This is a genomic window from Spirosoma pollinicola, from assembly GCF_002831565.1.
GTDB lineage: Bacteria > Bacteroidota > Bacteroidia > Cytophagales > Spirosomataceae > Spirosoma > Spirosoma pollinicola.
The window spans coordinates 3,823,215-3,849,511 of the sequence record NZ_CP025096.1 but is presented as its reverse complement, the minus strand read 5'-3'; the positions used below and the strand labels follow the sequence as shown (position 1 = coordinate 3,849,511).

Annotated in this window: 15 protein-coding genes; 7 read left to right on the top strand and 8 right to left on the bottom strand. The window is 48.8% G+C overall.

Annotated features, from left to right (window positions below):
- Positions 1-45: 45 nt before the first annotated feature.
- From CWM47_RS16165 to CWM47_RS16155, 3 genes are read right to left on the bottom strand one after another with little or no spacing between them, the layout of a single operon-like run.
- Positions 46-2,589 (bottom strand): carboxylesterase family protein, encoded by a 2,544-nt coding sequence (locus CWM47_RS16165; protein ID WP_100989253.1) that lies wholly within the window; start codon positions 2,587-2,589, stop codon positions 46-48.
- A 59-nt stretch (positions 2,590-2,648) separates the two neighbouring features.
- The gene (locus tag CWM47_RS16160; protein WP_100989251.1) at positions 2,649-4,109 is read right to left on the bottom strand and encodes an alpha-L-fucosidase; all 1,461 of its coding nucleotides are present in this window, start codon (positions 4,107-4,109) and stop codon (positions 2,649-2,651) included.
- 23 nt (positions 4,110-4,132) lie between these two features.
- Positions 4,133-5,215 carry a glycoside hydrolase family 18 protein gene (locus CWM47_RS16155; protein ID WP_100989249.1) on the bottom strand — a complete coding sequence of 361 codons (1,083 nt, stop codon included), beginning with the start codon at positions 5,213-5,215 and terminating at the stop codon, positions 4,133-4,135.
- 304 nt (positions 5,216-5,519) lie between these two features.
- Between CWM47_RS16155 and CWM47_RS16150 the strand changes: the two genes are divergently transcribed.
- On the top strand, positions 5,520-7,100 hold the full coding sequence (locus CWM47_RS16150) for an FG-GAP repeat domain-containing protein (RefSeq protein ID WP_100989247.1): 1,581 nt from the start codon (positions 5,520-5,522) through the stop codon (positions 7,098-7,100).
- Between the two features lie 387 nt (positions 7,101-7,487).
- Here the strand turns inward: CWM47_RS16150 and CWM47_RS16145 are convergent, their stop codons facing one another.
- From CWM47_RS16145 to CWM47_RS16135, 3 genes are all read right to left on the bottom strand, one after another.
- Positions 7,488-9,092, bottom strand: a complete 1,605-nt coding sequence (locus tag CWM47_RS16145; RefSeq protein ID WP_100989246.1) for a SusD/RagB family nutrient-binding outer membrane lipoprotein — start codon at positions 9,090-9,092, stop codon at positions 7,488-7,490.
- Between the two features lie 13 nt (positions 9,093-9,105).
- The gene (locus tag CWM47_RS16140; protein ID WP_100989244.1) at positions 9,106-12,429 is read right to left on the bottom strand and encodes a SusC/RagA family TonB-linked outer membrane protein; all 3,324 of its coding nucleotides are present in this window, start codon (positions 12,427-12,429) and stop codon (positions 9,106-9,108) included.
- Between the two features lie 696 nt (positions 12,430-13,125).
- Complete coding sequence (locus CWM47_RS16135; RefSeq protein ID WP_240625919.1) at positions 13,126-14,001, bottom strand: acyltransferase family protein; 876 nt, start codon at positions 13,999-14,001, stop codon at positions 13,126-13,128.
- Positions 14,002-14,362: 361 nt separating this feature from the next.
- On the opposite strand from CWM47_RS16135, the gene CWM47_RS16130 reads away from it, so the two are divergent.
- Both CWM47_RS16130 and CWM47_RS16120 read left to right on the top strand, forming a co-directional pair.
- On the top strand, positions 14,363-14,629 hold the full coding sequence (locus CWM47_RS16130; protein ID WP_100989242.1) for a hypothetical protein: 267 nt from the start codon (positions 14,363-14,365) through the stop codon (positions 14,627-14,629).
- Between the two features lie 619 nt (positions 14,630-15,248).
- Positions 15,249-16,952, top strand: coding sequence for an AMP-binding protein (locus CWM47_RS16120; protein ID WP_100989239.1), 1,704 nt, complete (start codon positions 15,249-15,251; stop codon positions 16,950-16,952).
- Between the two features lie 76 nt (positions 16,953-17,028).
- Here the strand turns inward: CWM47_RS16120 and CWM47_RS16115 are convergent, their stop codons facing one another.
- The gene (locus CWM47_RS16115) at positions 17,029-17,469 is read right to left on the bottom strand and encodes a LytR/AlgR family response regulator transcription factor (protein ID WP_100989237.1); all 441 of its coding nucleotides are present in this window, start codon (positions 17,467-17,469) and stop codon (positions 17,029-17,031) included.
- Positions 17,470-17,756: 287 nt separating this feature from the next.
- Between CWM47_RS16115 and cysM the strand changes: the two genes are divergently transcribed.
- The 4 genes from cysM to CWM47_RS16095 all read left to right on the top strand — a co-directional run bounded on the left by cysM (position 17,757) and on the right by CWM47_RS16095 (position 23,368).
- Positions 17,757-18,629: a cysteine synthase CysM gene (cysM, locus tag CWM47_RS16110; protein ID WP_100989235.1), complete on the top strand. Its 873-nt coding sequence runs from the start codon at positions 17,757-17,759 to the stop codon at positions 18,627-18,629.
- A gap of 169 nt (positions 18,630-18,798) precedes the next feature.
- Positions 18,799-19,854 carry a quinone-dependent dihydroorotate dehydrogenase gene (locus CWM47_RS16105; RefSeq protein ID WP_100989233.1) on the top strand — a complete coding sequence of 352 codons (1,056 nt, stop codon included), beginning with the start codon at positions 18,799-18,801 and terminating at the stop codon, positions 19,852-19,854.
- A gap of 157 nt (positions 19,855-20,011) precedes the next feature.
- The gene (locus tag CWM47_RS16100) at positions 20,012-22,588 is read left to right on the top strand and encodes an FtsK/SpoIIIE family DNA translocase (protein ID WP_100989231.1); all 2,577 of its coding nucleotides are present in this window, start codon (positions 20,012-20,014) and stop codon (positions 22,586-22,588) included.
- A gap of 138 nt (positions 22,589-22,726) precedes the next feature.
- The gene (locus CWM47_RS16095) at positions 22,727-23,368 is read left to right on the top strand and encodes a LolA family protein (protein WP_100989229.1); all 642 of its coding nucleotides are present in this window, start codon (positions 22,727-22,729) and stop codon (positions 23,366-23,368) included.
- 79 nt (positions 23,369-23,447) lie between these two features.
- Here the strand turns inward: CWM47_RS16095 and CWM47_RS16090 are convergent, their stop codons facing one another.
- Positions 23,448-26,099 (bottom strand): putative Ig domain-containing protein, encoded by a 2,652-nt coding sequence (locus tag CWM47_RS16090; protein WP_100989226.1) that lies wholly within the window; start codon positions 26,097-26,099, stop codon positions 23,448-23,450.
- Positions 26,100-26,297 lie beyond the last annotated feature (198 nt).

Below are 26,297 nucleotides of genomic sequence, written 5' to 3'. Positions count from 1 at the left end.
CTCGTAAGCGAATTAAGTAAAGGAGTCGGGCTACAGCAAATGAGCTTATTCAGCGCCGTTTTTCTGGCCATTGACGGCGTATTTTTCCGGCATCAGTTTCCAGTTGTTATCGAAGAAGCCCGCCATTCGAACGCCTTTGCTACCGTCCCGAACCATGTCCAGCCCAAAGATCATGAAGTCAGGGAATCCGCTGGCTCCGGCAAAATATTGGTTAGCCGAAGCCGCCCGCATGCCTTTAAGCCCTGTTCCACCAACAACGGCTACCGAGGCCGTTTTCGACCCTTTGATTGGCCAGACGAAATAGGCTGCCAGGTCATCGCCTTGCCACTGCTGAGTACCCGCCTGTACGCGATTACGTTCCAATTGGATTGGACAGTCAGCCAGCAGCTGTTTCCAGGCGGCATTATTCGTTGCATTGCCAAAAAGAACAACCCCCCGGTCGGCATAGCTGGCCAGCGAAAAATCCGTATCGGCTACAATGTCGATGGCCCCATTACCCCGATAATACCAGGTTTCAGCGTCGTAGCGGGCCTTTTGCCAGTTCCAGTCGTTTTCTTCTTTCGTGCCTTTCGTTCCGTATACAAACACCATCCGGTTATTGAATGCGTCTTTAAAGGTACCATTTCGATGAGGCCCTTTCTGAGCGGCATCGGGCCGTTGCGCCAGCTTCCATTGCCCATTTTCGCGACGAACGAACAAGGTATCATGGGCACTCGTGGTCGTATAGGCCAGCGCCGGGTTTGCGTCCAGCGTAATCGTCAGGGGTGTTTTAGCCGCAAATTCATTCAGTGCCAATTTCAGAAGGGCTACGTTTGATGTCGTCCCTGTGATAGACTGCCCTTTCCGGCCTAACTGTATCCGGCTGTAAAGCAGTGGCTGGGTCTGCTGCTCAATAGACGCCCAGCGATAGGCAGACGAAATGCCGGGATTAGCTGTCATGAAATCAATGGTGTTTACCGTAGAGTCAGCCGGAATCCTGTGCCATTTGAAGAAATCGAACAACGGTTTCCAGTCAACGCTCTCATCGCCAAACCAGTGGCTGCCGCCGGGATATTCGTAGTAGCTCATGTCGGGCTGCGATTCGCCCAGCAGTTTACGCATCTGGCGAGCGTAGGTAACCGGCACTGTCCGGTCTGCATCGCCATGAAGAACGTAAACGCCCAGCGGTTTGTAATTACTCGTCAGTTTCAGCACATCGCTCTGATTGCCAGAACGTAACAGCATCTGTTCCAGTGGATTGCTACTGCTGTCTGGAATCACGCCGTCGGCGGAACCGTATTCTTTCAGGGTTGGGTAACCGGCGCAGGGGGCAATAGCGGCCCATTTATCGGGATAGGTAGCGCCCAGAAACCAGGTGCCGTGCCCGCCCATCGAGTGGCCGGTCAGATAAATGTGCTGTGGATCAGGATTGAATTGATTTTTAGCAATCGCCAGTACTTCCAACGCATCCAGCCGCCCCCAGTCTTCCCAGTTAAAACCGCGTGGCCGACGGTTAGTGGCTGCCACCAGGTTTCCCCAGTCTTTGGATTTGTAAGCTCTGGCCTGTCCACTGGCTTCCACACCCGCGCCGTGTACCGACAAGAACAAGGCCGAGGGAGCCGTTGTAGCCGACGATTGAGGGGTTACCGCATAATATTGCAAACTACCGTCGATATGGCTAACGAAGGTCTGGCTGTAAGATGCGCCAGCGGGAACGGCCTCCACCGAAATCGTGCCTGCGTCCAGCACTTTTCCTTTCTGAAGAAGGGTCAGCGCACAGGGTTGCGGACCTTTCGTGTCGATACCGCTACCGTCGAACGTAAACGCTATTTTTCGGCTCGATAAGGCCGGTATAACGGGTAGACTGGTTGTTTGCGTTTTGCCCGTCAGTTTACTGGTTAGTTGCAGGCCAGCTAATGGTGTCGTCGATGTATTGACCACGACCACGGCTCCCTGAAGTGAGGCATTTGATTCGCCTAACCTAATACTGGGTAATGTAGGATCATCGGTGCGTACTAAAGCGGTTTTGTCCGGGAAGTTCAGATTGGCCGTTATCATAACACCCCGCACATAGAACTCATTCAGTCCTTTTTTAAGCTTCACCGGAATGTGCAGATAACCCATGCTGTAGGCATCGCCCATGTGCAGTTCGCCGTTTACGTAGACGTTGCTGTTCCCCTTTATATTTAGTAATGCAACTTGTTCGCGAGCCGATGAGTAGGTCAGGTAGGTGTACCCTCCACCCCCACCGATACCGCCCCGAAGGCTACCCGCTACGACACAGGGACCGGCTGGCGCTCCACCATTTCCCCGAAAACTGCCCCGAAACCGCAATCGATTCAGGCTGTCGGCCGTAACCGCCATCCATTTGATGTCGCGTCCCTGCTCATCAGTGCCGAATACGGCTCCTTCTGTTGGTTGTTTGAGCGTACCGGAATACAGTTGATAGGCCAGCGGATCGGCATAAATCGCTTCCCGACCATATCGGCTACCCGTCAGCGCAACCAGCCCCTTCGTGAACGAATACGTGGCCGGTTCAGGCTTGATCTGCGCCTGAATCTGGCTTATTGACAGTAGCGAAAAGGCAAGTTGAATAAATCGGTTTGACATAGTTGATCGGTTGTAAAGAGCAGGGCAAGTTAGTAAGCAATTAATAATCAAATGATTAATCACTTCTCTTCCAGTTTAAAAACCCAGGCGGGTTGGGTAGTCAGCCACTGTCGCGCGGGCTCAGGTAACGCCACCACCAGCCCCTCTGTTGTTTTGCTGACTTTCAATGGTTTAGCGTATCCAAGTAATTTCACCGTTGGCTTGTTGACTTTCGCAACGTTGTTGAGGGTGATACTTGTGGGCACTGTCTCTTTCTCGGCGGGCAGGTAGGTTTGGTACTTCGTTTTGCCATTGCCCGTGTAAGCCCACTGCTTCTGCCGGTAAGGCGCTACAGGCTTGGTTCCGTAAATCGACTCGCCATTGACGCGCAACCAGGCCCCAATTTCCTGCAATCGTTGATAGGCTTCGGGGTGCCAGTCGCCCTCGGGGCTAGGGGCAATGTTCAGGAGCAGGTTGCCGTTTTTAGCAACGATGTCCACCAAGGTTTGAATCAATTTGCGGGACGACTTGAAGTTTTCTTTCGGAATATAGGACCAGGAATCCCCCATCGTCATGCACGACTCCCAGGGAATGGGCATGTACGTGTCGGGAATCGACTGCTCAGGGGTCACGTAGTTCTCGAATTCACCCGTTACCGTACGATCCACGACCAGCAAACCCGGCTGTTTGCTGCGGCCCATGCCAGCAATCCGGGCCATGTCGATATCCTGATCGTAGGGAATGGTGCGCTGCCAGCTAATCGTGGAGTCAATGGTGGATGCCGGACGGACCCAGCCGCCATCGAGCCATAGAATATCGATCTTGCCATAATCCGTCATCAACTCCTGAATCTGGTTGTAGGTAAAATCCTTGAATTGCTGCCACTTCTGCGGGTATTTTTTGGGTGCGTATGACACATTACGATCTTTGGGTGGGAAATAGGGGTCCCAGTAGGAAGGGGTATTCCAGTCCGGTTTCGAGAAATAAGCACCGACCATAAAATCCTTTCCCCGAAAAGCGCTGAACACTTCTTTGGCGATGTTGCTCCGCGGGTTCGACGAAAACTGTGTTTTTGGGTCGGTGATTTTATAGTCCGTCTGTTTGGTGTCGAACATACAGAATCCGTCGTGGTGTTTCGTCGTAAATACCACATACTTCATTTCCGCATCTTTGGCCGCCGTGGCCCAGCGTTCGGGATTGAATTCTGTTGGATTGAAGGTTGTGCGTATGTTTTCGTATGCCTTTTTATACTCATACCAATTGGCGGCATAGGGGCCACGGCGTTCGCACCAGCCTTCATCTTCGGGGCAAAGAGACCAGGATTCAACAATGCCCCACTTGCTGTAAGTACCCCAGTGCATGAGCAATCCGAACTTGATATCCTGCCAATGCGCCAGTTTCTGGCGCACCAGACTGTCTTTGGGCGTTACATAATGGGCGTGGTTCTGTTCGGAATGCTGCTGAGCCGATACGGCGCCGGATGCCAGTAAAAAAGATAAAGTACAGCTGTAGTAAAGTGCGCGAAAGTAGGTATTCTTCATGGGTAGGAGTCGTCAGTATAAGGTTAGTTCAGGCCATTGACCACAGGATCAAGGAGTGCTTTATGCTTCAGATCGTAGATGTACTCCCAGAACATAATTCCACCCAGCCCCTTCTTCTTCACGTAGTCCAGCTTCGGACCAAACGATTCGACATCGGCGTAGGAAACGAACGTGTGTGATGTAGCATTCCACAGATAAGGTGCCTTTGCATCGGCATCCCAATAGCGAACAAATCCATTTTTGCTGATGTATTTATCCACCAACTCATCGTGGCTGATGAACAGGTGCTTACCCGTTGATGGCTGGTACAACCCATTATCAACCGGACGTACATCGGTCCAAGCCCGACCGTAGAACGGAATGCCCAGCACGATTTTACGAACATGAACGCCAGCCCGAATATGACCTTCCACTGCCGAAATCGAGCTGTTGCGCGATTGATCGCCTTTTTTGGACTGCGCCAGTGGGCTGTGATGCCCCGTCACTTTATCATTGCCGTGGTAAAGATCGTATGTCATGATGTTGACATAATCCAGGTATTTTTGCGCTTCTCCCAGATTCGTATGGTTCACAAAAGCCGTGTCGCCCCCGGTAGCGGCCGTCAGCAGGTAATGATTTGAACCAGTACGCTTATCCGCCTTCCCCTGCTCATCGAGCCGGTCACGAATGGCCTTCAGATACAAGGTAAAGTTTTCCTTGTCTTCGGGTCGGAAGATGTTGCCCGCTCCAATCTGAGCCGGGTATTCCCAGTCAATGTCAACGCCGTCGAGCTTATGTTTTTTCAGGAACGACACGGCACTGTTGGCAAATTTCCGGCGCGAAGCATCGGTCAGCGCGGCATCCGAGAAATACTTGCAACCGCCCCAGCCACCAACTGAGATCAGGATTTTCAGGTCTTTGTTAACCGACCGGAGCGAGGTCAATGCGACCAGATTGGCGGAGTCTTTGGGGGAGATAGGCGCCAGTTCTCCGTTTTCGGCGGGTACGGCAAACGCGTAGTTGATGTGTGTGAGTTTACGAGCCTCAATACTAGCCTTCGTCCACCCATTTCCACTCACGTACCCAATGAGCACATACCGTTTGGGAGGTGTCTGAGCAGCAACCATCGACGTGTAGGGTAGCAATAGGCCGGACACGGAAACGGCCAATAAAATACATAGCAAAGACAAACGTAGCTTCACTATTCTTCGGTAAAAAAGGGTACGAGACAAAGATACCTATATTTTAAATTTTTTTAAAAATATGGGTGCACATGAAAAAATATTTATCAACTAGGCTAACAAATGGAACAAAGGCTATTTGCTGGTAATAGAAAGTTTATTTATGCCAATGTAAATTTACATCCCCGGCCAAAGCGTCGGACCGTCCCTCTCCTAAAACAGGAAAGGGGCTTATACAACAACGTTCCTGATGGCTGTCATTAAATCCGGCTTACTGCTCTTTATTTCCCTCGGTGTGGTTTCGTTTGCCGACATCGAAACAAATAACACCATCGGTAAGCCTGATAGAAAGAAGGCTGAAACGTCTGATTCAACCGCTGCCGGCAAGCAACTGGCCGTACGTTACTGTAGTAGCTGCCACCTGTTTCCTGAGCCCGAGCTACTGGACAGAAAAACATGGGTAACGGGTGTGTTACCCAACATGGGGATGCGGCTGGGGATCAAACAACCCGGACAGGATACGCTGAGAGCACGCTCGCCCGAGGAAGAAAAAGCCGTCAGCCAGCTGAACATTTATCCCAACACGCCTGCATTATCCAAAGCCGACTGGGAGAAAATCGTAAGCTATTACGAACGTACCGCGCCCGAAGAGCCACTTCCGCAAAAATCCTATTCACCCGTCACTAACCATCTCTCTTTATTTAAGGTAAAGGAGCTTGCGCTCAGCGACAATCCGGTGCCGCAGACAACAATGCTGAAGTACGACAGGAATACGGCTCAGCTCTACGTGGGAGATGCTCGGAATACCGTCTATGTGCTCGATGGGAAGTTGCAGCAAGACGGCACTTCACGAAAAGACAGCTGGCTGGTTGACACGCCACCAACCGATATGGATTTTCCAAAAAATGCCGCTCCGAGGGTGCTTACGGTTGGCGTTTTTAGTCCGTCAGATCAGCAACTGGGTAGACTCATGACATTGGAGCGATCTGCCAAAGCTGGTTCTGTACCGGTCGATATCCGGGAGCTACCCCGTCCTGTACAGTTTGCATCCGGCGACCTGAATGCCGATGGGAAAGAAGATGTGGTTATCTGCGGGTTTGGCAACAATGCCGGAAAGCTATTCTGGTACGACGGTTTTGAGCCAGCCAAAGAGCATGTTTTAAAAGCGTTTCCGGGTGCCCGCAAAGTGGAAATTGCCGATTTCAACGGGGATAAAAAGCTCGATATTATGGTCCTGATGGCCCAGGCACGGGAAGAAATTTCTATTTTTTATAACCAGGGAAACGGCAAATTCAACGAAAAAACGGTGTTGCGTTTCTCGCCACTGTTTGGGTCAAGCTACTTCGAACTAGCCGACTTTAATAAAGATGGGTTTCCGGATATTCTGTTAGCCAATGGCGATAACTGGGATTATTCGGCCATCAATAAAAACTACCATGGGGTACGTATCTACCTGAATGACAGGAAAAATAACTTCAAGGAAGCCTGGTTTTACCCAATGTATGGGGCGAGTAAAGCCGTTGCACGAGACTTCGACAATGATGGCGACCTCGACATTGCGGCTACGTCTTTTTACTCCAGTCTTGCCCAGCCAGAGCAGGGGTTTATTTATTTAGTCAACGAAGGCAAACTGACCTTTAAACCGTTCAGCACGCCAGAAGCCGCCTATGGCAAATGGTTGACTATGGAAGCAGCGGACTTCGATCAGGATGGTGATATCGATATTGTTTTGGGCTCCTATTTTCACACCGTTGGCGAAATGACCCAGTTGCTCTTTAAGGGCATTACATCGTTTCCGCAACTGCTGGTGCTGGAGAATCAGGGTAAATAGTAACCCCTATCTTACAACCTAATCTTGTAGATTTTTTTGGGACTGAATTGACTAGATCAAAATCGGCCTTATCAGCTCATTAAGGTAGCAAATCCGTCGCGTGGCGACGAGATGTTTGTAGAACTAGATTCTTTCAGCTTCCCCGCGTGCCGTAGGTACGCAACAATTGATAAAGGTTGCGTACCTACGGCACGCAGGTTGGCTCAGCGGGCCACTTTTGCTACAAACATCTCGTCGCCACGCGACTAATTCACCACGTTGTCTTTAACCTTTACAAGATTAGCTTTTACGTAATAGCGTAAATCTGACCGCCAACCAACAAAAATGGGCAAACCAATCGGCTTGCCCATTCCACTTTTATTTACCTAATCTATAATTAATCGAGACTTACTTCACGTCCCAGAAAATCTTGGTTTTCAGATTATCCGTTGATTTCACTGCCGCGTAATTGGCCGCATTATACGTGATTTCATTGCCGGGAATCGTCCATTTTGCAGGAGGTAATGTTTGGTTGTTCGCATTATCAACCTGGAAACTTAACGTTGGATAGTCCAGACGGCGGAGATCTGCCCAGTTTTCATAAGGCTGAACAAGGTTGTAGTGAAGCCATTTCTGGGTAGCGATCAGTTTCAGCTTATCGGCGCTGGTGGTTGCGCTGCTCCAGTTTACGCCAGTACCGGCAATGTAAGCCGCAATAGACGCATCGGTTGCCGCCGTCGGCTTGTCAGAACCCGTAACACCCGTCGCGTTGGTGATCGCTAAAATTCCGTTATAGAATTGAACCGACTGCGCGATTGCCGTTTCGTAAGCCGTTTTTGCCGAAGCATCGTTGCTGGTTCTCAGGTAATACTCCGCTTTGATCAGATTCATTTGCGCGGCATTGATCAGAACACCGGGGAAGAACTGATTACGGCTTAACGTAAAACGGTTGTAAATAGCCACCTGACCAGCGTTAAAGAGTGCGGTCTGTGTTGCTTCCGTAGCCGTAGGATCAATACCGATATATTTCCCGGCGGCATTTGCCCCTGGTTCAAAAAGTATTGACAGACGCGGATCTTTGTTGGTATTCATGTTGTCGATCATCGCTTTACCCGCTGTGTTGCCATACCAGCCAGCCGATTCTAGCCCATCCTGGAACCCTTTCGAGTTGAGATCGGTGTTGATGTCATAGACATTGATCTGGATATTTTGAGCGTTGGTCTCAACAATTGGGTAGGTCGTCGTATTGCCCAGAATTTCAGCCATTTCGGTATTCGAACGCGACTTGAAGCTGTCCACATCCGAAACCCGGTTCAACAACCGAAGCCGAAGCGAGTTCGTATACCGTTTCCAGGCAGTTACGTCACCTTTGTTCAGGAAATCCTGCGTCTGAAATGACTTCTGGTAACCGGCGTTTAAGGTAATCCCATTCAACTCGGTCGAAATCCGTTTCAGATCATCCAGCAAAAATGTATAGATACTTTCCGCTGAATCGAATTTTGCACTGGACGACAGGTAGTCACCCCCGTTGGAACTTAACAGACCAGCTGTACTAAACGGAATAGGCCCCAGTAAGTCCACCATCTTCGCCGTGTAGTCATACACATAAACCGCTGCCGCCAACATGAAAATTTTCCGATCAGCCTGTTGCTCGGCGGGCTTTGTCGCATAAATTTTTTGCAGTTCGCGATACTGCGCCAACATATTGTAGTAGTTGTACCATACATCTTCTACCCCCGACGATCCCGGAATGTACTGACCCGACGAGTTAACCCAGCCAGTTGCCTGCGTGTAGTGATTTATGGATGTTCGCAGGGTAACGAAGTAATTTCGGTAACCCGGCAGCACATAATCTTTGTTGGCATAGAGAACACCGGTAAATTGCTTTTCAATGGTTGTTTCAGCAATCTTGGCGGGGTTTGGGTAGGCTTCCGTAAATTCAGACTCCTTACAGGACAGGCTCCCCAGCATAAGCCCTGCAACAAACAGGAACGATATTTTTTTCATTTTCATGATTGAATCAAGGTTAGAAGCTGGCGCGTAACATGACCCCCATTGTGCGGAACGATGGGTTATTACCAGCATTATTGATATTTTCTGCCCAGCGGGTACTGGAGTTGGTTTGCTCAGCATCCAGATCCTTGAGGGTTCTGTAGATGAAGAACAGGTTACGACCAAATACCGACAAAGTCAGGTTCTGCGAGCCGATCTTACGAGAGATGTTTGCCGGAATCCGATAGCCTAAAGAGATTTCTCTCATTTTGATATAGGTATTTTCTTTCACGTACAATTCGTAACGCGAGCTGCTGTACTGTGGACCGCCCCAGTTATAGGTATTGTTGTAATAAACAGCCTGAGAAATAATGTTGGTGTTGGCTTCGCCCGTTGGCAGTACACCGTCCATCAACATACCATCGTGGTAGACCACTTCTCCGCCAGGTCCGGCAGAAGCCGTTGTTGGAATACCTTTACCATTCGCGTCATTGTAGTAGCTAAGACCACCATGTTCGGCATCCATTGCCGTCAGGCTTTCTTCGGTCAGACCGCGCGATGTCAACCAGTTAATGCCCGTTGGCATAATGGAACCACCGTACCGGAAATCAACGACCACATCCAGAGTAAAGCCTTTATAGCTCAGGCTGTTCAACAAACCACCCGTCAATTTCGGCATAGCATTACCCGCCTTGATCCAGTTGTTGGCATCGAGTTGGTAGATACCATTCGGGCCAACTACATTCCGGCCATCGGCGTTTTTCAGGATACCATGAACGTAGATATCGCCCATTGGCTGACCCACTACCGACCGTAACTGAGCCGCATTACCATCATAATCAGCGTGCAGCAACTCAGTCGAGTTATTGGTCAGTTTTTCAACTTTGTTGCTGTTTTTGGCCAGGTTCAGGGTCAAGTCCCAGTTCAAACCGTTCAGTTCTGTATTCCGGATTGGGGATACGTTCAGGGCAAGTTCCAGGCCCTGGTTTCTCAATGTGCCGATGTTGGCCAGAATCGTTTTAGCACCCGATGTGGCGGCAATAGTTAGAGGCAGGATCTGGTCAACGATTTGTGCGTTATAATACGACAGATCTACACCCACCCGACCTTTGAACAACTTGGCTTCGAGACCAAATTCAAATTCGTGCTTCTGCTCAGGCCGGATTTTGTCGTTGCCGTAGTCGCTGCTGATGTTTGTGTACAGAACCGAACTACCACCGCTTTGCTGTACACTCAGGCTTCCCTGATTATACGCATTGTTTGCACTGTAGATTGGTGGGTAGTTACCCACAATTCCCCAGGATGCTCTCAGTTTAGCGAAATTAATAACGGCTGGGAGTCTAAACAGATCGCTGAAAACTAGGCTTGAGTTGACCGACGGATAAGTGAATGCGTTGTTACCCGGCGCCAGCAAAGAGGTACGGTCTCTACGGATTGTTCCTTCGATGAAGAAGAAATTTTTGTAATCGAAATTCAACGTTCCTACAAAAGCATCGCGGAGGGAACGGTCGCGGGTGTTTGAGCCACCGGCGGTGTTTACAGAGGCCGAAACATCAAAGAAATTTTCGGTGCTCAACCCGCCATTGGTCGACCGGCTAACATAGGTGTTCAGCATTTTGTTGGCCGTATAGCCGCCCGATGCCAAAACCGTTATATCTTCATTTATTTTTTTGGTATAGGTCAGGAACAAGTCGCCATAAACATTGCTGTACAGGTTATTATTCATGGCAAAAGAGCCGGAGTAACCAAAGGCGAGCGGAATAGAGCTGCGCTGCTTATCTTCAATCCGTTCGGCGGTAAGATCGGTTGCGATCCGACCTCTTAACTTCAGGTTGTCCAGAATATCATAATGCTGGGTGACACTGGCAATTACACGGTTGCTATATTCGTCGTAGGTATTGGCCCGTGTACTCCATACATAGTCACCAATATCTGGTTTGAAGCCATTGCGGATAATGTTCTCGTTAGGCGTCAGACTTTGGTTGGTACCGGTTACGAACTTATAGCCCTGGCTGGTCTGGTATTTGTTGAAGTACCAATCGGCCGATTCGAACCGGTTCATCATCCCCGTAAAGTTGTTGATCATGCGATCTACTTTGAATGGACGATTGTGCGTATACTGGTTCACATAGTTGACCATCAGATCCGTACGCAGCTTTTTGTTGACGCTAAAGCTAGCGTTCAGGTTCATGATATTCTTTTCGTTTTTCGCGCCGTAGCTGATCATTCCGTTGTCCTGCCGGGTATATGAAAAACGCATGGTCGAATTATCCGTTACTTTAGAGATTGCCAGGTTGATGTTCGATGTATGGGCATTCTGGAACAGGTTCGCATAACTGTTACCGGAGGCTACATAAGGCCGAACGACGCCATCAAATGCCATAACGGGCTGTCCATCGAATTTTGGGCCGAAGTTAACCGTAGCATTGAGCAGACCTCTGGTGTCGCCCACGCCATCGCCATTCGTATCATAGGAAATAAAGCCATTGGCATCCTGACCGCCGTCGGCATAGTTCTTAAAATAGCCGGGACCTCTAACGTTTTGATACCGCGGCAGGTAAGCAATTTTATCAACACTATAGCTTGCGCTGAAATCTACGCCTAATCCTTTTTTCCCTTTACCGGTTTTGGTGGTAACCAGCACAACACCATTCACCGCTTCCGAACCGTAAAGCGCAGCTGCCGAAGCACCTTTCAGGATAGAGATATTTTCAATATCGGCAGGATTCAAGTCCAGAAGACCGTTACCCCGGATGCGCTGATCACCCCAATAGTCGGTGTTGCGGGCTTCGCCGTTACGAATGGGGATACCATCCATGACGATCAATGGCTGGGTATTACCGGTGATGGAAGCCAACCCCCGGATGCTGATGCTTACACCACTTGTTGCACCACCCGGCGTAGCATTGATCGTAACACCCGGCGCTTTTCCGTACAGGGCAGTGGCAAAGTTTGGCGACGCCGTTTTAATCAGCGACTCGTTGTTAACGATTGCGGTGGCATAGCCCAACGCCCGTTTTTCCTGAGTCATACCAAAAGCTGTAACAACAACTTCGTTGATCATGGAAGCGTCTTCGTCCAGCACAACGTCTAAAGAAGCTCTGTTTTCAACAGCAACCTCTTTGGTCTTGTAGCCAATGAATGAGAAGACTAATACTCTGTTTTTGGCCGCGGCAATCGTGTATTTGCCCTCCGTGTCTGTGATGGTACCCGAGCTGGTTCCCTTCACCAGAATTGATACGCCAGGTAACGACTGGCCATCAGTACTTGCCGTAACCCGACCCGAGATTGTCTGGGCCAATGCGGGTGTACTTACTATCAACATCATGATAATAAGCCTTAGTAAATCTTTTGCCATATAATAGTCTGATTGAGCTTGAAAAGAAGAAATTTAATACAATATTAATAATTTTCTCTAACACGACATTACAAAATAAAATTTTTTAAAAAGATGCATATTTTCTAGCTTTTTAAAGTTGCCTGACGTACATTAACCTCATAACTATTCCTTTACTCAAGGAATAAATACTTAGTAACAGCAAGCAAATAAGGGTCGATTGTTTCTACATAAATGTATTCTCGCGGTCTAACCGGATAAGTAAAGAAGCCTCAGAACACACAAAATGAAACAAGGCTGGCTCGTGCAGGAAGCGGACGCCAATCCGGAACTAACAGGCGGAGTATGAAGTGCCTTTACTGGTTGTATCATTCACCCACCTTCTCAATGAGCAGGAAAGACCAAAAGCAGGTTTGTCATTTAACAGGACCGGTGGCACAGCTTACAAAACATGTGGAATTTACGCGGCCCCTTCCTTCGTCGAAGGGAAAACCTGGCTCAGTGGCTGCTTACACTATCAATTTAACCTAGCCTGCCTAAATAACGTCGAATAGGTTCGTCATATACGACCAACACCAGATAGGCGAACGCACTAAGAAAAATCATCCCGGTACCTATAATCAATGACAGATGCAGAGTATCCGGTTTATGACTAGCTAGATAGCTGCCGAATATCCACATAACCCCGTAGTGAGTCATATAAAGCGGATAGGAAAGTCAGCCCAGAAACACGCACAATTTTTTGAGTTCAGACGATAGGGTAGCCCCTGCTCCAGCCACAATCAGGACTGGAAAATAAACTAGCACAATAATTGGCTCGGTTAACCAATTCCACGAGGTAAAAGGCATGAGGAAAGCCAGTATGAGCAACCCGGTCATACCTATGAAGCCAAGGCGACTGGTTACTATCCAGTTGGCCCGATAAATGAATAAACCGGCCAGAAATGAGTAGGCTATCCGGGCACCACCATCCCAGAAGTTAGACCCGGCCCAACCGCCCAACAAATTACCTGTCCGATAGCTAATCCAACAGAGTACAGCTGCCGCTAGCACGACCAGCAAGGATAGATACCGACGGCTGATCCTGTATAAGACAAAGGCATAGATGATGTTGGCCATGTATTCCCAGAATAATGACCACGCTGGCGCATTCAAGCTGAAAAGGTTGAAGGCCCGCTCTTTCATGATGGGTAGCGGGATGAGGCATATTGAGCAAACAAAGGTCAGCAACAGATTTGCCCTTGCCGATAATTCGGGCTGGGCCGCAAAGGGATCAAATAGAAACCCCAACAAACCTATTACCGATCCTAAGATTACTAAAGGATGCAATCGGATCAATCGTAGTCTAAAAAACGATGCAAGTCCCAATTGACGGATTCGGTCGTCATACGCATAGCCGATAACAAAGCCCGATAAGCAAAAGAAAAAATCGACGGCCAAAAAGCCGTGGGCGATGAAATTCCCACTGGGATCAGTATACACCCACTCCATGAAATGAAAGAGCACGATGGCCAGAGCTGCCACCCCACGTAATCCATCAAGAATGGCAAAGTGGGGCTTTGTGCCTATAGCAGCCGAATTTAGTTCTCCCATGCGTGTGCGGTTTCTTCTTTACTTAAACCCGGCGCAAATTTTGTCATATTTCCTGAGTTGGCACAGCGAAATCGATAACCCAAACCGTTAGCCGCCTGTTTGACGACAAAAGTACAATGCTACAATGACTAGCTGACCCGGTAATAGATGAATGGCTATCGCTTACTAAATCATGGAAAAAAGCTAATCAGGATTAGATCCACTAGTCTAAAAGTCAACTGATTATCTTTTTTTCTTTTATGAGACCTTATAAAAAAATACGTTTCCCCCAACGAAAATCACCTTTGCAGTGAATCCATGTTTGCGCTGATGCCAAGGATAGCGACTAACATTTTGATTCCTGACTTTAACAGACAAACTAATGAACCGGATACTTCCTATTTTCGTCGCCATCTCGGCACTTCCATCCTGGTGGTGGACCAAAGGTCCAGGGTTGGGCGATCCCGCACCCGATCGTAGACAAGATCGTTTTTTGACGGCTGGCCTTACACTGGCCGCTGGGCTGGGGGCCGCCGTAATTTTTGGTAAAGGCACAGTCGCTAAGTCTATTGCGGCCTATGCCGGTGGACGTATTGGCGCAGGGGTTGCCGCTTCGCTTAATCCACAACCCCTGCCACCCAGGCAGTGAAAACCAATATGCACACCTACCATACGCTACACCAGTAACAAAAAAGCCTCTACCGAGGCTTTTTTGTTACTGGTAACTTAAGTCAATTCGACTATTCGTTACAGCTATAAACACGTTTGAATGATAAGTAGGACTCACGAAATGTTCATTGCCGTGATAAAGTCAATACAGGTTACAAAATCTTTTCTATTGATGCTCCGACAAATACATTTTCCAAAATCATTACTTACCTTGCATATAGTGCACAAACCAAAAAACGCCGAACTCATCAAAGGCCCGGCGTTTCTGCACCCTTTTCTTAACTTAAACGCTGGTTAAGCGTCAGATTAATGACGTAAAACGTTGATGTAACGTTGCAGGACGATGACCACTTCGGTATAAACGGCCCAATAGCTGTATCAATGGGTTATACGAAAATGCCGGGACTTAAAAGCCCCGGCATTTTCGTATAACCCATTCCGGAAACGTTTTTCACATACCCATAAAGAATTGAACAATTTCCTTAGTTTTGTTGTACGCATCAATGATTTCGTGCGTTGTGATAGCAGTATATCAGTGAGCTATCAAGAACCTGAGGCCTGCAAACGCATTCATTGACTTGTCCAAACCTACACACTGCATGAACACAAAATCAACAATAAATCCATATCCCTGGCGTCGCTTCTACCCCAAAGGAGTACCCAATGAGATAAATCCAGATGCCTATACATCGCTGGCCGCTTTGCTGGAAGAAGGGTGTCGGCGGTTTACGGATCGGCCCGCCTATGCCTGCATGGGAAAACAGATCACCTTTGGGGAGTTGAATAAACTGTCGGAACAGTTTGCCTCTTTCCTGCAAAATGAGCTGAAACTTCAGAAGGATGACCGCATCGCCATTCAGATGCCCAATTGCCTGCAATATCCCGTGGCAATGTTTGGGGCACTCCGGGCCGGATTAGCAGTGGTCAATACGAACCCGCTGTATACACCCCGTGAAATGCAGCATCAGTTTAAAGACTCCGGGGCAAAAGCCGTTATCATTCTCAGCAATTTCGCCAGCAATCTGGAAAAGATTCTGGATCGGACAGACATACAGCATGTTGTCGTTACGCAGCTTGGCGACCTGCTCGGTTTTCCTAAGAAGCAGCTTGTCAATGCTGTTGTCAAATATGTCAAGAAGTTAGTTCCTGCCTACAATCTGCCCGATGCTATCTCGTTCAACGATGCGTTGAGCCGGGGGAGCAGCCAGCCATTTAAGCCCGTAACGATCAATAATACGGATATGGCTTTTGTGCAATATACGGGAGGCACAACAGGCGTTTCGAAGGGGGCAGTGCTTACCCACCGAAACATTATAGCCAACGTAGAAGGGCAGGATGTCTGGATGAAACCCGGCAATATACCCAATGGTGAAGGCACAATCGTGGCCGCTTTACCGCTTTATCACGTATACGCCTTAACGACCAACGCATTGGCCGCCCTGAAAAGTGGTGCCATGAACTTGCTGATCACGAACCCCCGCGACCTGAACGCCTTTATCGACGACCTGAAAAAGTATAAAATCACGGCCTTCACGGGGGTAAATACCCTTTATAACGGCCTGCTGAATCACCCCCGCATTGGCGAGGTGGACTTTAGCCACCTCAGAGTTACCTCGGCGGGGGGAATGGCACTGCAAACAGCAGTGGCGGAACGCTGGGCCAAACTCACCGGCAACACCCCCTGCGAGGGCTACGGTCTCACCGAAACATCACCGGTGCTTTGCTCTAACCCGATTGATGGCGGTGTACGGGTTGGCTCAATTGGTATCCCATGGCCCAGTACCGATATGAAAATCATTCGTGAAGATGGCAGCGATGCCCCCCTTGGCGAAGCGGGCGAAATTGTAGCCCGTGGCCCACAGGTATTCAGTGGTTATTATAAACGGCCTGAAGAAACGGCTCAGTCAATGATGGGCGACTGGTTCAAAACCGGCGATGTTGGTGTCATGAACGAAGACGGTTTCTTCAAAATCGTTGACCGTAAAAAAGACATGATCCTGGTGTCTGGTTTTAACGTCTACCCCAATGAGATTGAGGATGTAGTGGCGCAGTGCCCGGGCGTTATGGAAGTCGCCTGTATTGGCATTCCCGATGAGAAGTCAACGGAGGTCGTAAAAATCTTTGTCGTAAAAAAAGATCCTGCGCTCACCGAGGATACCATCAAGGCATTTTGCCGCGAGAATCTGACGCCCTATAAAGTGCCGCGTATTATTGAATTTCGTACCGAGTTACCGAAGTCTAATGTTGGCAAAATTCTTCGTAAACCATTACGGGATGAAGAACTGGCAAAACTGAAAAAGTAACGCGTAATTATCTTTCATTAAAAAAGGCGTTTCTCCATATGGAGAAACGCCTTTTTTAATGAAAGATAATTACGAATTATGCCATTGGCTCCAGCGTGTCCAGCGTTAAAAGATCTTCCTGAAATCCCTTCACCTGTTTTATAAACCGACTCGCTTTCCGACGCGAAACCTCTATACGGTCGCCATTAATGAGACTCACGCTCAATTGCTGCTGGTCGGGGTGAATACCATCTAAATACAGAAGGTTAATGATGTTTTTTTTGTGAGGGCGAACAAACACTTTGGAAGATAGCCGACTCTCCATTTTTTTCAGTGTCAGTGATACAATTAACTGGCTACCATCGGCAAAGTGAAACAGTGTATAATTTCCTTCACCTTCCAAACGTACGATACGGTGCATGGGCATTTTTTTTCGGCAACCCCAAAATGGAAGTGTGAGGTCTGACATAGCCAACTGACGGGCCAGTTTTTCAACATGCCCCTTGGACAGAGGCTGAGTAACAATAGTTCCTCTCATGAACTTGCGTGATTAAAAGGTGTGAATAACTGAAAGACAGGAAGAAGCCCTTAGAGCGCTATTTTTCTGTCATTCCAGCAAAAGCAAATTACAAAATTTTAATTATCAAGCCTTTAGCTAATAAAAAAATTTATTTTATAGTTGCCAAAATGCCTGAATAAGAACAGAAGAGGCTACTAAATTGACTTATTTCTATCTGTCTCATTCCTGCGAAAACAAGTCCAATCGCGAACTTATTGACCGTCTTTCTGCTTGAGAGCTAAACGATAATTCTCTTATTAATCAGCATGGCAACCCTGCTCGATTTAGTCGGCAATACCCCATTGGTTGAGTTGAACCGTCTAAATCCAAATCCCAACGTTACCCTCTACGGTAAACTCGAAGGCAATAATCCTGGCGGAAGTGTAAAAGACCGTGCCGCCGTCAGCATGATTCAGGGTGCTCTGTCTCGTGGTGAACTTAAGCCGGGCATGACCCTCGTTGAAGCCACAAGTGGCAACACGGGTATTGCTCTGGCTATGATTGCACGGCTTTACGATATTCCCATTGAGTTGGTCATGCCCGAAAACTCCACCCGCGAGCGGGTCCTGACTATGGAAGCGTTCGGCGCTAAAGTAACGCTGACCGAAACCATCGAAAGCGCCCGCGACTACGCCGATGAACAGGTACAGAAAGGCGGCTTTTTGATGCTTAATCAGTTTGCCAATCCTGATAATTACCTCGCGCATTACCGGACTACCGGCCCCGAAATCTGGCGGGATACCAACGAAAAAATTACCCACTTTGTCTCGTCAATGGGAACCACGGGCACAATTATGGGCACGTCGCGCTATCTGAAAGAACAAAATCCGGCTATACAGATCGTTGGCTGTCAGCCTACCGATGGCTCCTCGATTCCGGGTATTCGAAAATGGCCTGTTGAATACCTGCCCAAGATTTTTGACCCTAGTCGCGTAGATCGCGTCATGGAAGTATCGGCGGAGGAAGCAACCCTTATGACGCGTAAACTGGCCAGAGTTGAAGGTGTCTTTGCGGGTATGAGCAGTGGCGGGTCTGTTCATACCGCCATCAAGCTGGCGCAGGAGCTGGAATCCGGTGTTATCGTTTGTATTATTTGCGACCGGGGCGACCGCTATCTTTCATCCGAATTGTTCGGTTAGTATAGTGTCGACGGCTTAGATTGGATTTTTGTCACCCCGACGTCAGGACCGGGCCGCCGGGATGACAAAAACCGGCCTTTTATATCAGCTTAGTTCCATTATTCACGCTAGATTAAAAAGATTTAGGTAACCCGACCGGGGCGGTCGGCGCTGCCTTATCTTTGCGGGTATGTACAAGCACATTATTCTGCCCTTACTGTTCCGTTTCGACGCCGAAACAATTCACCACACCGTTACACGTCTACTACAACTCGCGCTATCTATTCCGGGCGTATCGGCCATTTGCCGCAAGCTTTATGTTGTTGACGATACCCGTTTAGCCCGCACCGTATTTGGCCTGACGTTCCCAAATCCAGTAGGCATGGCCGCCGGATTCGACAAAAACGCCGAGTTAATCAGCGAACTGAGCGATTTAGGGTTTGGTTTTGTGGAAATTGGTACGGTTACGCCCCGCCCCCAACCGGGCAACCCACGTCCGCGTCTGTTCCGGCTGAAAGCCGATGGCGGGCTCATCAACCGGATGGGATTCAATAATAAAGGGGCAGGTCCTGCGGCTGAACGGCTTCGGCATTTTGCTAAAAATCGGGGTGATCGCAAGGTGATCGTTGGCGGTAATATTGGCAAGAACAAAGACACACCGAACGAAAACGCCCTGAACGACTACCTGCTCAGTTTTCGGGAGTTGTTCGATGCGGTCGATTACTTTGTTGTTAATGTCAGCTCGCCCAATACCCCCGGCCTGCGCGATTTACAGGAAAAAGAACCCCTGATGCATTTACTAACCGCGCTGCAACAGGAGAACAAGCAGAAACCAGCTCCCAAACCTATTCTTCTGAAAATTGCGCCTGACCTCACCAATGGGCAGCTCGACGATATTATTGCCATTGTGGCCGAAACAGGAATTGCGGGTGTTATTGCTACCAATACAACCATTAGCCGCGACGGACTGGCAACCGACTCAACCATTGTTGCTCAACTGGGAGCGGGTGGTGTTAGCGGTCGTCCATTGCGCGAACGTGCTACTGAAGTGATTCGCTATTTACATCAGCAATCCAGTGGTGCGTTCCCAATTATTGGCGTTGGCGGTATTGCCACGGTCGACGATGCCAAAGAGAAACTTCGGGCGGGAGCCAGTTTGGTGCAGGTATATACCAGTTTTATTTATGAAGGCCCCGGCCTGGCCAGGCGAATTAATGAGGGGTTGTTGAGCGAACTGTCAGCCTAGTTATCTGGCTGTCTGGCTCTACTTGATAGTTCAATTTATCGCTTAGTCAACTAAACATACCGTACGGGTAGTTTTTTGACTTTCTACACCTCTTCTTGTCGTGGTTTCTCGTTAAAAAGTGGCAAATTTACCTGTCGCTACCGCCCTAACCCATCGAATGGCACAACCAACCACATCACCCCGTCAGAATACCCTTCGGCGACCAGGTGAACGCAACGAACCCCGTCCGCGCGTAAATCGCGAGGGCAGTTCATCGCCCATCCGTCCCAAAACTCCTTCGTTCAACTGGGGAGCCGCGCTTGATCGCTGGCTTACCGATCAACGCTCAGCCTTGACACTGGGCGTGCTGTTGATGGGGTTGGCCCTTGGCTTGATGGTCGCGTTTATATCCTACCTCATCAACGGCTCTGCCGACCAGAGTGTCGTAGGAGCCGCTTTCACCGAACCGCTGGCCGAAGCCGGTACAGAAACCCGCAACTGGGTCGGGCTGGTTGGTGCTTACGTAGCTCAGGCATTCGTTTTCCGCTGGTTTGGCATAGGGGCGCTCGCCTTTCCGATTATCGTCTTTTTATCTGGCTATAAACTCACCTTCGGGAGTGAATTGCTGCCCCTGAGCCGGGCAACAAAAGGCCTGTTATTTGCCGCTGTCTGGTGCAGCCTTATACTTGGGTACTTCGTACTCGTTACCGACTCTGCAGAAACCGCAAGTGTCTGGTGTGGTGGCATTGGCTACGAAGTCAATCTTGCCCTCTATAGTTTGTTTGGGTGGGGGAATCTGGCATTTATCGGCTTCTTACTGTTTTTCTTCGTCGTTTACTTCTTTAATGTTCAGTCCATTAAGCTACCGAACTTCTCAAACCCCGTTCAGCCAAGAACCCGCAAACGCTCGGATGATTCGCTGCAAACCTACGAAGACAGCGAGGCAGAGCTTGACGAAGAAGAGGACATGGCGCCGGTTGATTCAGAAGATACGGAGCTTTCTGCCGATCATAATCAACCGATCAACTCGTTCGTTGCAGACATCCCCACGCCTGTTGCTGAACCAGAAAAACCCCTGCCCGATGTTATAGCCCAAACAACGGGGGTTGTCCTGACGATTAAAAATCGCGAGGTGCTACCTGATCTAGCAGACGACACCGGCGAACTTAGTGCAACACCTGCCCCCACATTCGAACCCGATCCGTTCGAAGAAGATGATCTTGTGGCCACGCATGGCTTGTATGACTCAACTCTCGATTTACCCCAATATCAGTACCCCGTTTTCGATCTCCTTACCGACTACCCCAATAGCCGTAAGGCGCAGGTTTCTGACGATGAACTGACGGTCAATAAGGAGAAGATTGAAAATACCCTGCGCAACTTCGGTATTGAGATTGACTCCATACAAGCCTCTATCGGCCCAACGGTTACGCTATACGAAATTATTCCGGCCAAAGGTGTTCGGATTTCGAAGATCAAGAGCCTGGAAGATGACATTGCACTAAGCTTGTCGGCACTAGGTATCCGCATCATTGCACCGATGCCGGGCATGGGGACTATCGGGATCGAGGTGCCGAATAAAAACCGCGAGATGGTATCGATGCGGTCGGTTATTACGAGCGATGTGTTCAACAATAGTAAGTTCGATCTGCCTATCGTGTTAGGCAAAACCATTTCGAACGAAATCTATGTGGCTGATCTAGCCAAGATGCCACACTTGCTCATGGCCGGTGCTACCGGGCAAGGAAAGTCGGTAGGCTTAAACGTATTGCTGACATCGCTTATTTACAAGAAGCACCCTTCGCAGCTCAAGCTTGTGCTGGTTGACCCGAAAAAGGTTGAATTAACCCTGTTTAACAAGCTGGAACGGCATTTTCTGGCAAAGCTGCCCGATTCCGAAGAGCCCATCATCACAGATACCAAGAAGGTTGTTAACACCCTCAACTCGTTATGCATTGAGATGGATAACCGGTATAACCTGCTTAAAGATGCTGGCTGCCGGAACCTGAAAGAATACAATGCTAAATTTGTAAAGCGCCGTCTCAACCCCGAAAAGGGCCACCGTTTCCTGCCTTATATCGTCCTGATTATCGACGAGCTGGCCGATCTGATGATGACCGCAGGGAAAGAAGTGGAACAGCCTATTGCCCGCCTGGCACAGTTGGCACGTGCTATTGGTATTCACCTGGTGGTGGCCACCCAACGACCATCTGTCAATGTTATTACGGGTCTGATCAAGGCTAACTTTCCCGCCCGACTGTCGTTTAAGGTCACCTCTAAAATTGACTCCCGCACCATTCTGGATGCGGGTGGTGCCGAACAACTGGTGGGTATGGGTGATATGTTGCTTTCGTCAAATTCCGATATTATTCGCTTGCAATGCCCCTTTGTTGACACCAACGAAATTGAGGACATCTGCGAATTTGTGGGCAATCAGCGTGGGTATGACGATGCCTACGCATTACCGGAATTTGTAGGCGATGATGGCGGCCAGGGTGATGATAAAGATGTGGATATGGCCAATCGTGACCCGATGTTTGACGAAGCGGCACGCCTTATTGTGATTCATCAACAAGGCAGCACATCCCTGATTCAGCGGAAGCTCAAATTGGGCTATAACCGTGCCGGTCGTTTGGTTGACCAGTTGGAAGCAGCCCGAATTGTGGGATCGTTTGAAGGAAGCAAAGCCCGCGACGTTCTGGTACAGGACCTGCAAACACTGGAAGAAATTCTGAAACGGTTAAAAGGCGAGTAAATAGCCATGTTTTACTACCTTGGCGATTAAGCGTACCAATGAATATTAAACTTTTACCCTTACTTTCTCGTCTAATTACAGTATGACAGGTTATAGCCTGATCCAAGAAGTTTAATTGACGGGTAACACTAATAAATAATGAAGAAAATTGCGTTGATGCTAAGTTTGGCGTTTGTGATGACGCTACCTGCTATTGCTCAAAAAGATAAACGGGCACAGGATATTCTGGATTCGATGAGTAAGAAATACAAATCCCTTAAATCGTATCAGGCCATCTTTACGTTTGCCAGCGCGGGTGCCGGTGCGAAAGAATCCTATAAAGGCGATTTGACCGTAAAAAACGAAAAATTTCGATTGCTGCTGGGTGGACAGGAAGTGCTCACTGATGGGAAAACGATGTCTACTTACATTAAAGAATCAAACGAAGTAAACGTACAGGATTACGATGCCAGTGGCAACGGCGACCTGAACCCAACGCAGATCTACACGATCTATAAACGCGGCTTCGATTACCGTTTTCTGAAAGAACAAAAGCAGGGCGGCCGCACGCTCGAAGTGATTGAGTTGACCTCAAACCGGCCGAAGAGCACGATTAAAACGGTGCAGATTTCGGTTGATAAAGCCGACAAGTCGATTCGCAACTGGGTTATCATCAACAAAGATGGCAAACAGACGTCTTATACCATCACCAAATTTACGCCCAACGTAAATGCCCCTGATACTTTCTTCGTCTTCGACAAATCAAAGTATCCAGGCGTTGAAGTCGTTGACCTTCGGTAACTGTTTCCAGTTATACCAGACACAAAAAAAGCTCACCTGATCGTGAGCTTTTTTTGTGTAACAAGAGGAGAATCAGCTTCTATTGCTTTATTACCTTCAGAATAACCGCCTGTTCGGGTGTGCTTACCCGCAGCAAATATAGACCGGCTCGTTGCTGGCCAAACCGTAGCTGTTCCTTATGATCTGAGGTTTTTACGTCAACGGCGCTAGTTGAGATGGCATAGCCACTCACATCGGTTAGAGCGATTTTCACCGGCTGCCCCTGAGCACCCTGAATACGAATAGCAAACTCGTCGCCAACAGGATTTGGATAGAGCAGCACCTTCAGTTGAGCCGGACCTTCTTCAGGGGTTGCAGCGGCTAGCCTTGCCCGGAGCGCATTACAGGCCGCCTGCCAGTTGTAGGTGAAACTAGCTTCACCAGGCGTACCCGCTTGTCTGGCCCGAAGCGTGACACTGGGACTTTTGAAAACGAAATTAACCGTATAGGGGCCGGGAGCGGTGGTGGGCTGCAAAAAGCTAACAACCGAGAAACTGATAGGCTGACCCGTTAATCCGGCATACAGGGGCGTAAACGTCACTGCCACCTGGCTTACGTTTAGCGTTCTACAACTTATCGTTGTTACACCCGTAATAGAGAAAGGCGCGGTAACCGTTTCGGCCGGGTTTACGGTTAGCGTAAAAGTTGTCGTTACGAAAAGACCACCAGGATCGGTTGCCCTTACTGTAATGGTACTCACCCCGCTCACTGAAGGTGTTCCGCTGATAGTACCGCCAGAGAAGGTAAGGTTTGGCGGCAAACCACTCACGGTTATTGTTAAACTATTCGGTGTTTGCGCGTCCGTGAACGTGTTGGCGGGAATAGTGTAGGTAAATGCCTGGCCCACGGTTGCACTCTTTGGCCCAATTATATTCGCTACCGTTGGTGGTGTGTTCGGGGTTCCGCCTACAGCCTGAACAGCCGCGTCGGCCTGAACAAAGCCCGAGCCGGTACGGAAATCAAATCCAGTATCGAACCCTGGGGTGAGCGGGTCGTCCATATCCAGCGCCGTTTGCTTCAGAATCGACAAAATCGTAGCCGGAGAAAGTGTATTACCCGATTTCTCCTGCATCAGAGCTGCCACGGCTGCAGCATGGGGAGCAGCCGCCGATGTCCCAAAGAAGTTAGGGAATGCATCGGCATCCGATGGCGAATCGGCAAAGAAGAAGGTGGTATTACCACCATCGGCGGCTGTGAGATCAGGCTTTTGACGAACAACTGTCGTAATGCGCTGCCCGGCTGTATTGAAAAGAACGGGCGTTCCTCCGGCAGATGAAAATGTTTCAATAACAGCTGTCGTAAGTCCGCCGTTGAAGGCAGGCGTATTATACCAGGCAGCAGCACCTACACTTGCGCCCAAACGGGTATTTCCATGCCCTACAGCCGTTGAGCTTCTGGTATCGTATTCTATAGTTACAGTATTCGCAAAATTGACCCATTTTACAAGTGTAGGATCCGGACCGGCACGTTTAACCAGCACTAGTTCAAGAGTAGCAGGAGATCCTCCCCTGTTAGTAATGGCAATGATCTCCACGGGATCATCGCCAATATTATTCCCTACGGAAGAAAGGGTAGGCTGATATACATTATTGACGTAAACCAGTAAATCCATATCCGTTCGAGCACCGGCTCCACCACTAACCGTAAAGAAGGGATCATCCCACTGGAAACTAATAAGTATCTGCGCTCCCCCCGGAATAGTTATTGACTGACGTTTGTCTCCGCCCCCAAAATCATGAGCAGAGAATGTTCCGGCGGCATAGGCAGGATCGCTAAAAGAGACGCTACTGTATGGACTTTGATAAGACGACCGGCCCGAATTGCCCGCAGCAGTGAAATACGACACATTGTTGTTTGTCACGACATCGTCAATAGCCTGAGCAACAAGCCCATCCTGAAAAAATGGCTCGGCAAAATAGCTCACATCATCGGTAATGATTTTACAACCTGCTGTGGCGAGACCTCGAATGTTTTGAGCAAATCCAGCTTCTCCGCCTACAAAAGCAGTACTAAACGCAATTGCCGATCCCGGTGCTACATCATGAACAATTTCGGCCATCGCTCGCCCTTCGTCGGTAGCATCCGGGCTAAGAAAGTCGGTCAATACCTGTACGCCTGCTGGCAAGTCGCCCGATGCCACCCCGGCAGCGGCCCCATTCAAGGCATTATAGGAGTCTGATAATATACCCACCTTTACGCCCGCCCCACTTACGCTATACGTTGAACGAGCAATGTTTGCCCGCATGGCCACATCGCCCTGCGAGGTTACGGCGCCTGTGTTTCGAGTCGGTTTGTATGACGGTCGTGCCAGTTTCAAGGCGCTAATGTTCTTCAATTCCACTAGCTTATTGACTGGTAGATACCCAACAATAGTTTGCCGATAAACTATTCCGTTTTGCAGCCCCAGTGCCTGTAATGCCTGTAATAATGTCTGGCTATCCTGGCCTGGTGCCGTAAACGCTTCAATAGCAATTGCGTTTCCATTTCGTTGAAACAAATCAACTTTTTGAAGCCCGTTGACTGGCGCTACCGTATTGGATTGATTGGCAATAAGAGCTAGTAAATCAGGCGTAACTTTTGCTGCCTTTGCTTCTTCTTTTATTGTTGTTTGCGCCCAGCTCAGAATAGGCAGATACAGCAGTACAAGCACAGCAATGGCAAATGCACTGCATTTTAGTAGACTTTTGAACATGAGTATATGTGGTTAGAGGTGTATGGCAGGCAAACCAAAGCAACTAGACAGCCGCAAGTACTACACAAGTACATAGCAAATGCCTGTTGCTCAGCCCTTACAGTGCCCAAGCGTCAGGTGAATCAAATATGAGATAAAGAAAGTGTTAACTACGTGACAGACAGATAATTGTTATATTATATTTATTATACGTACAAT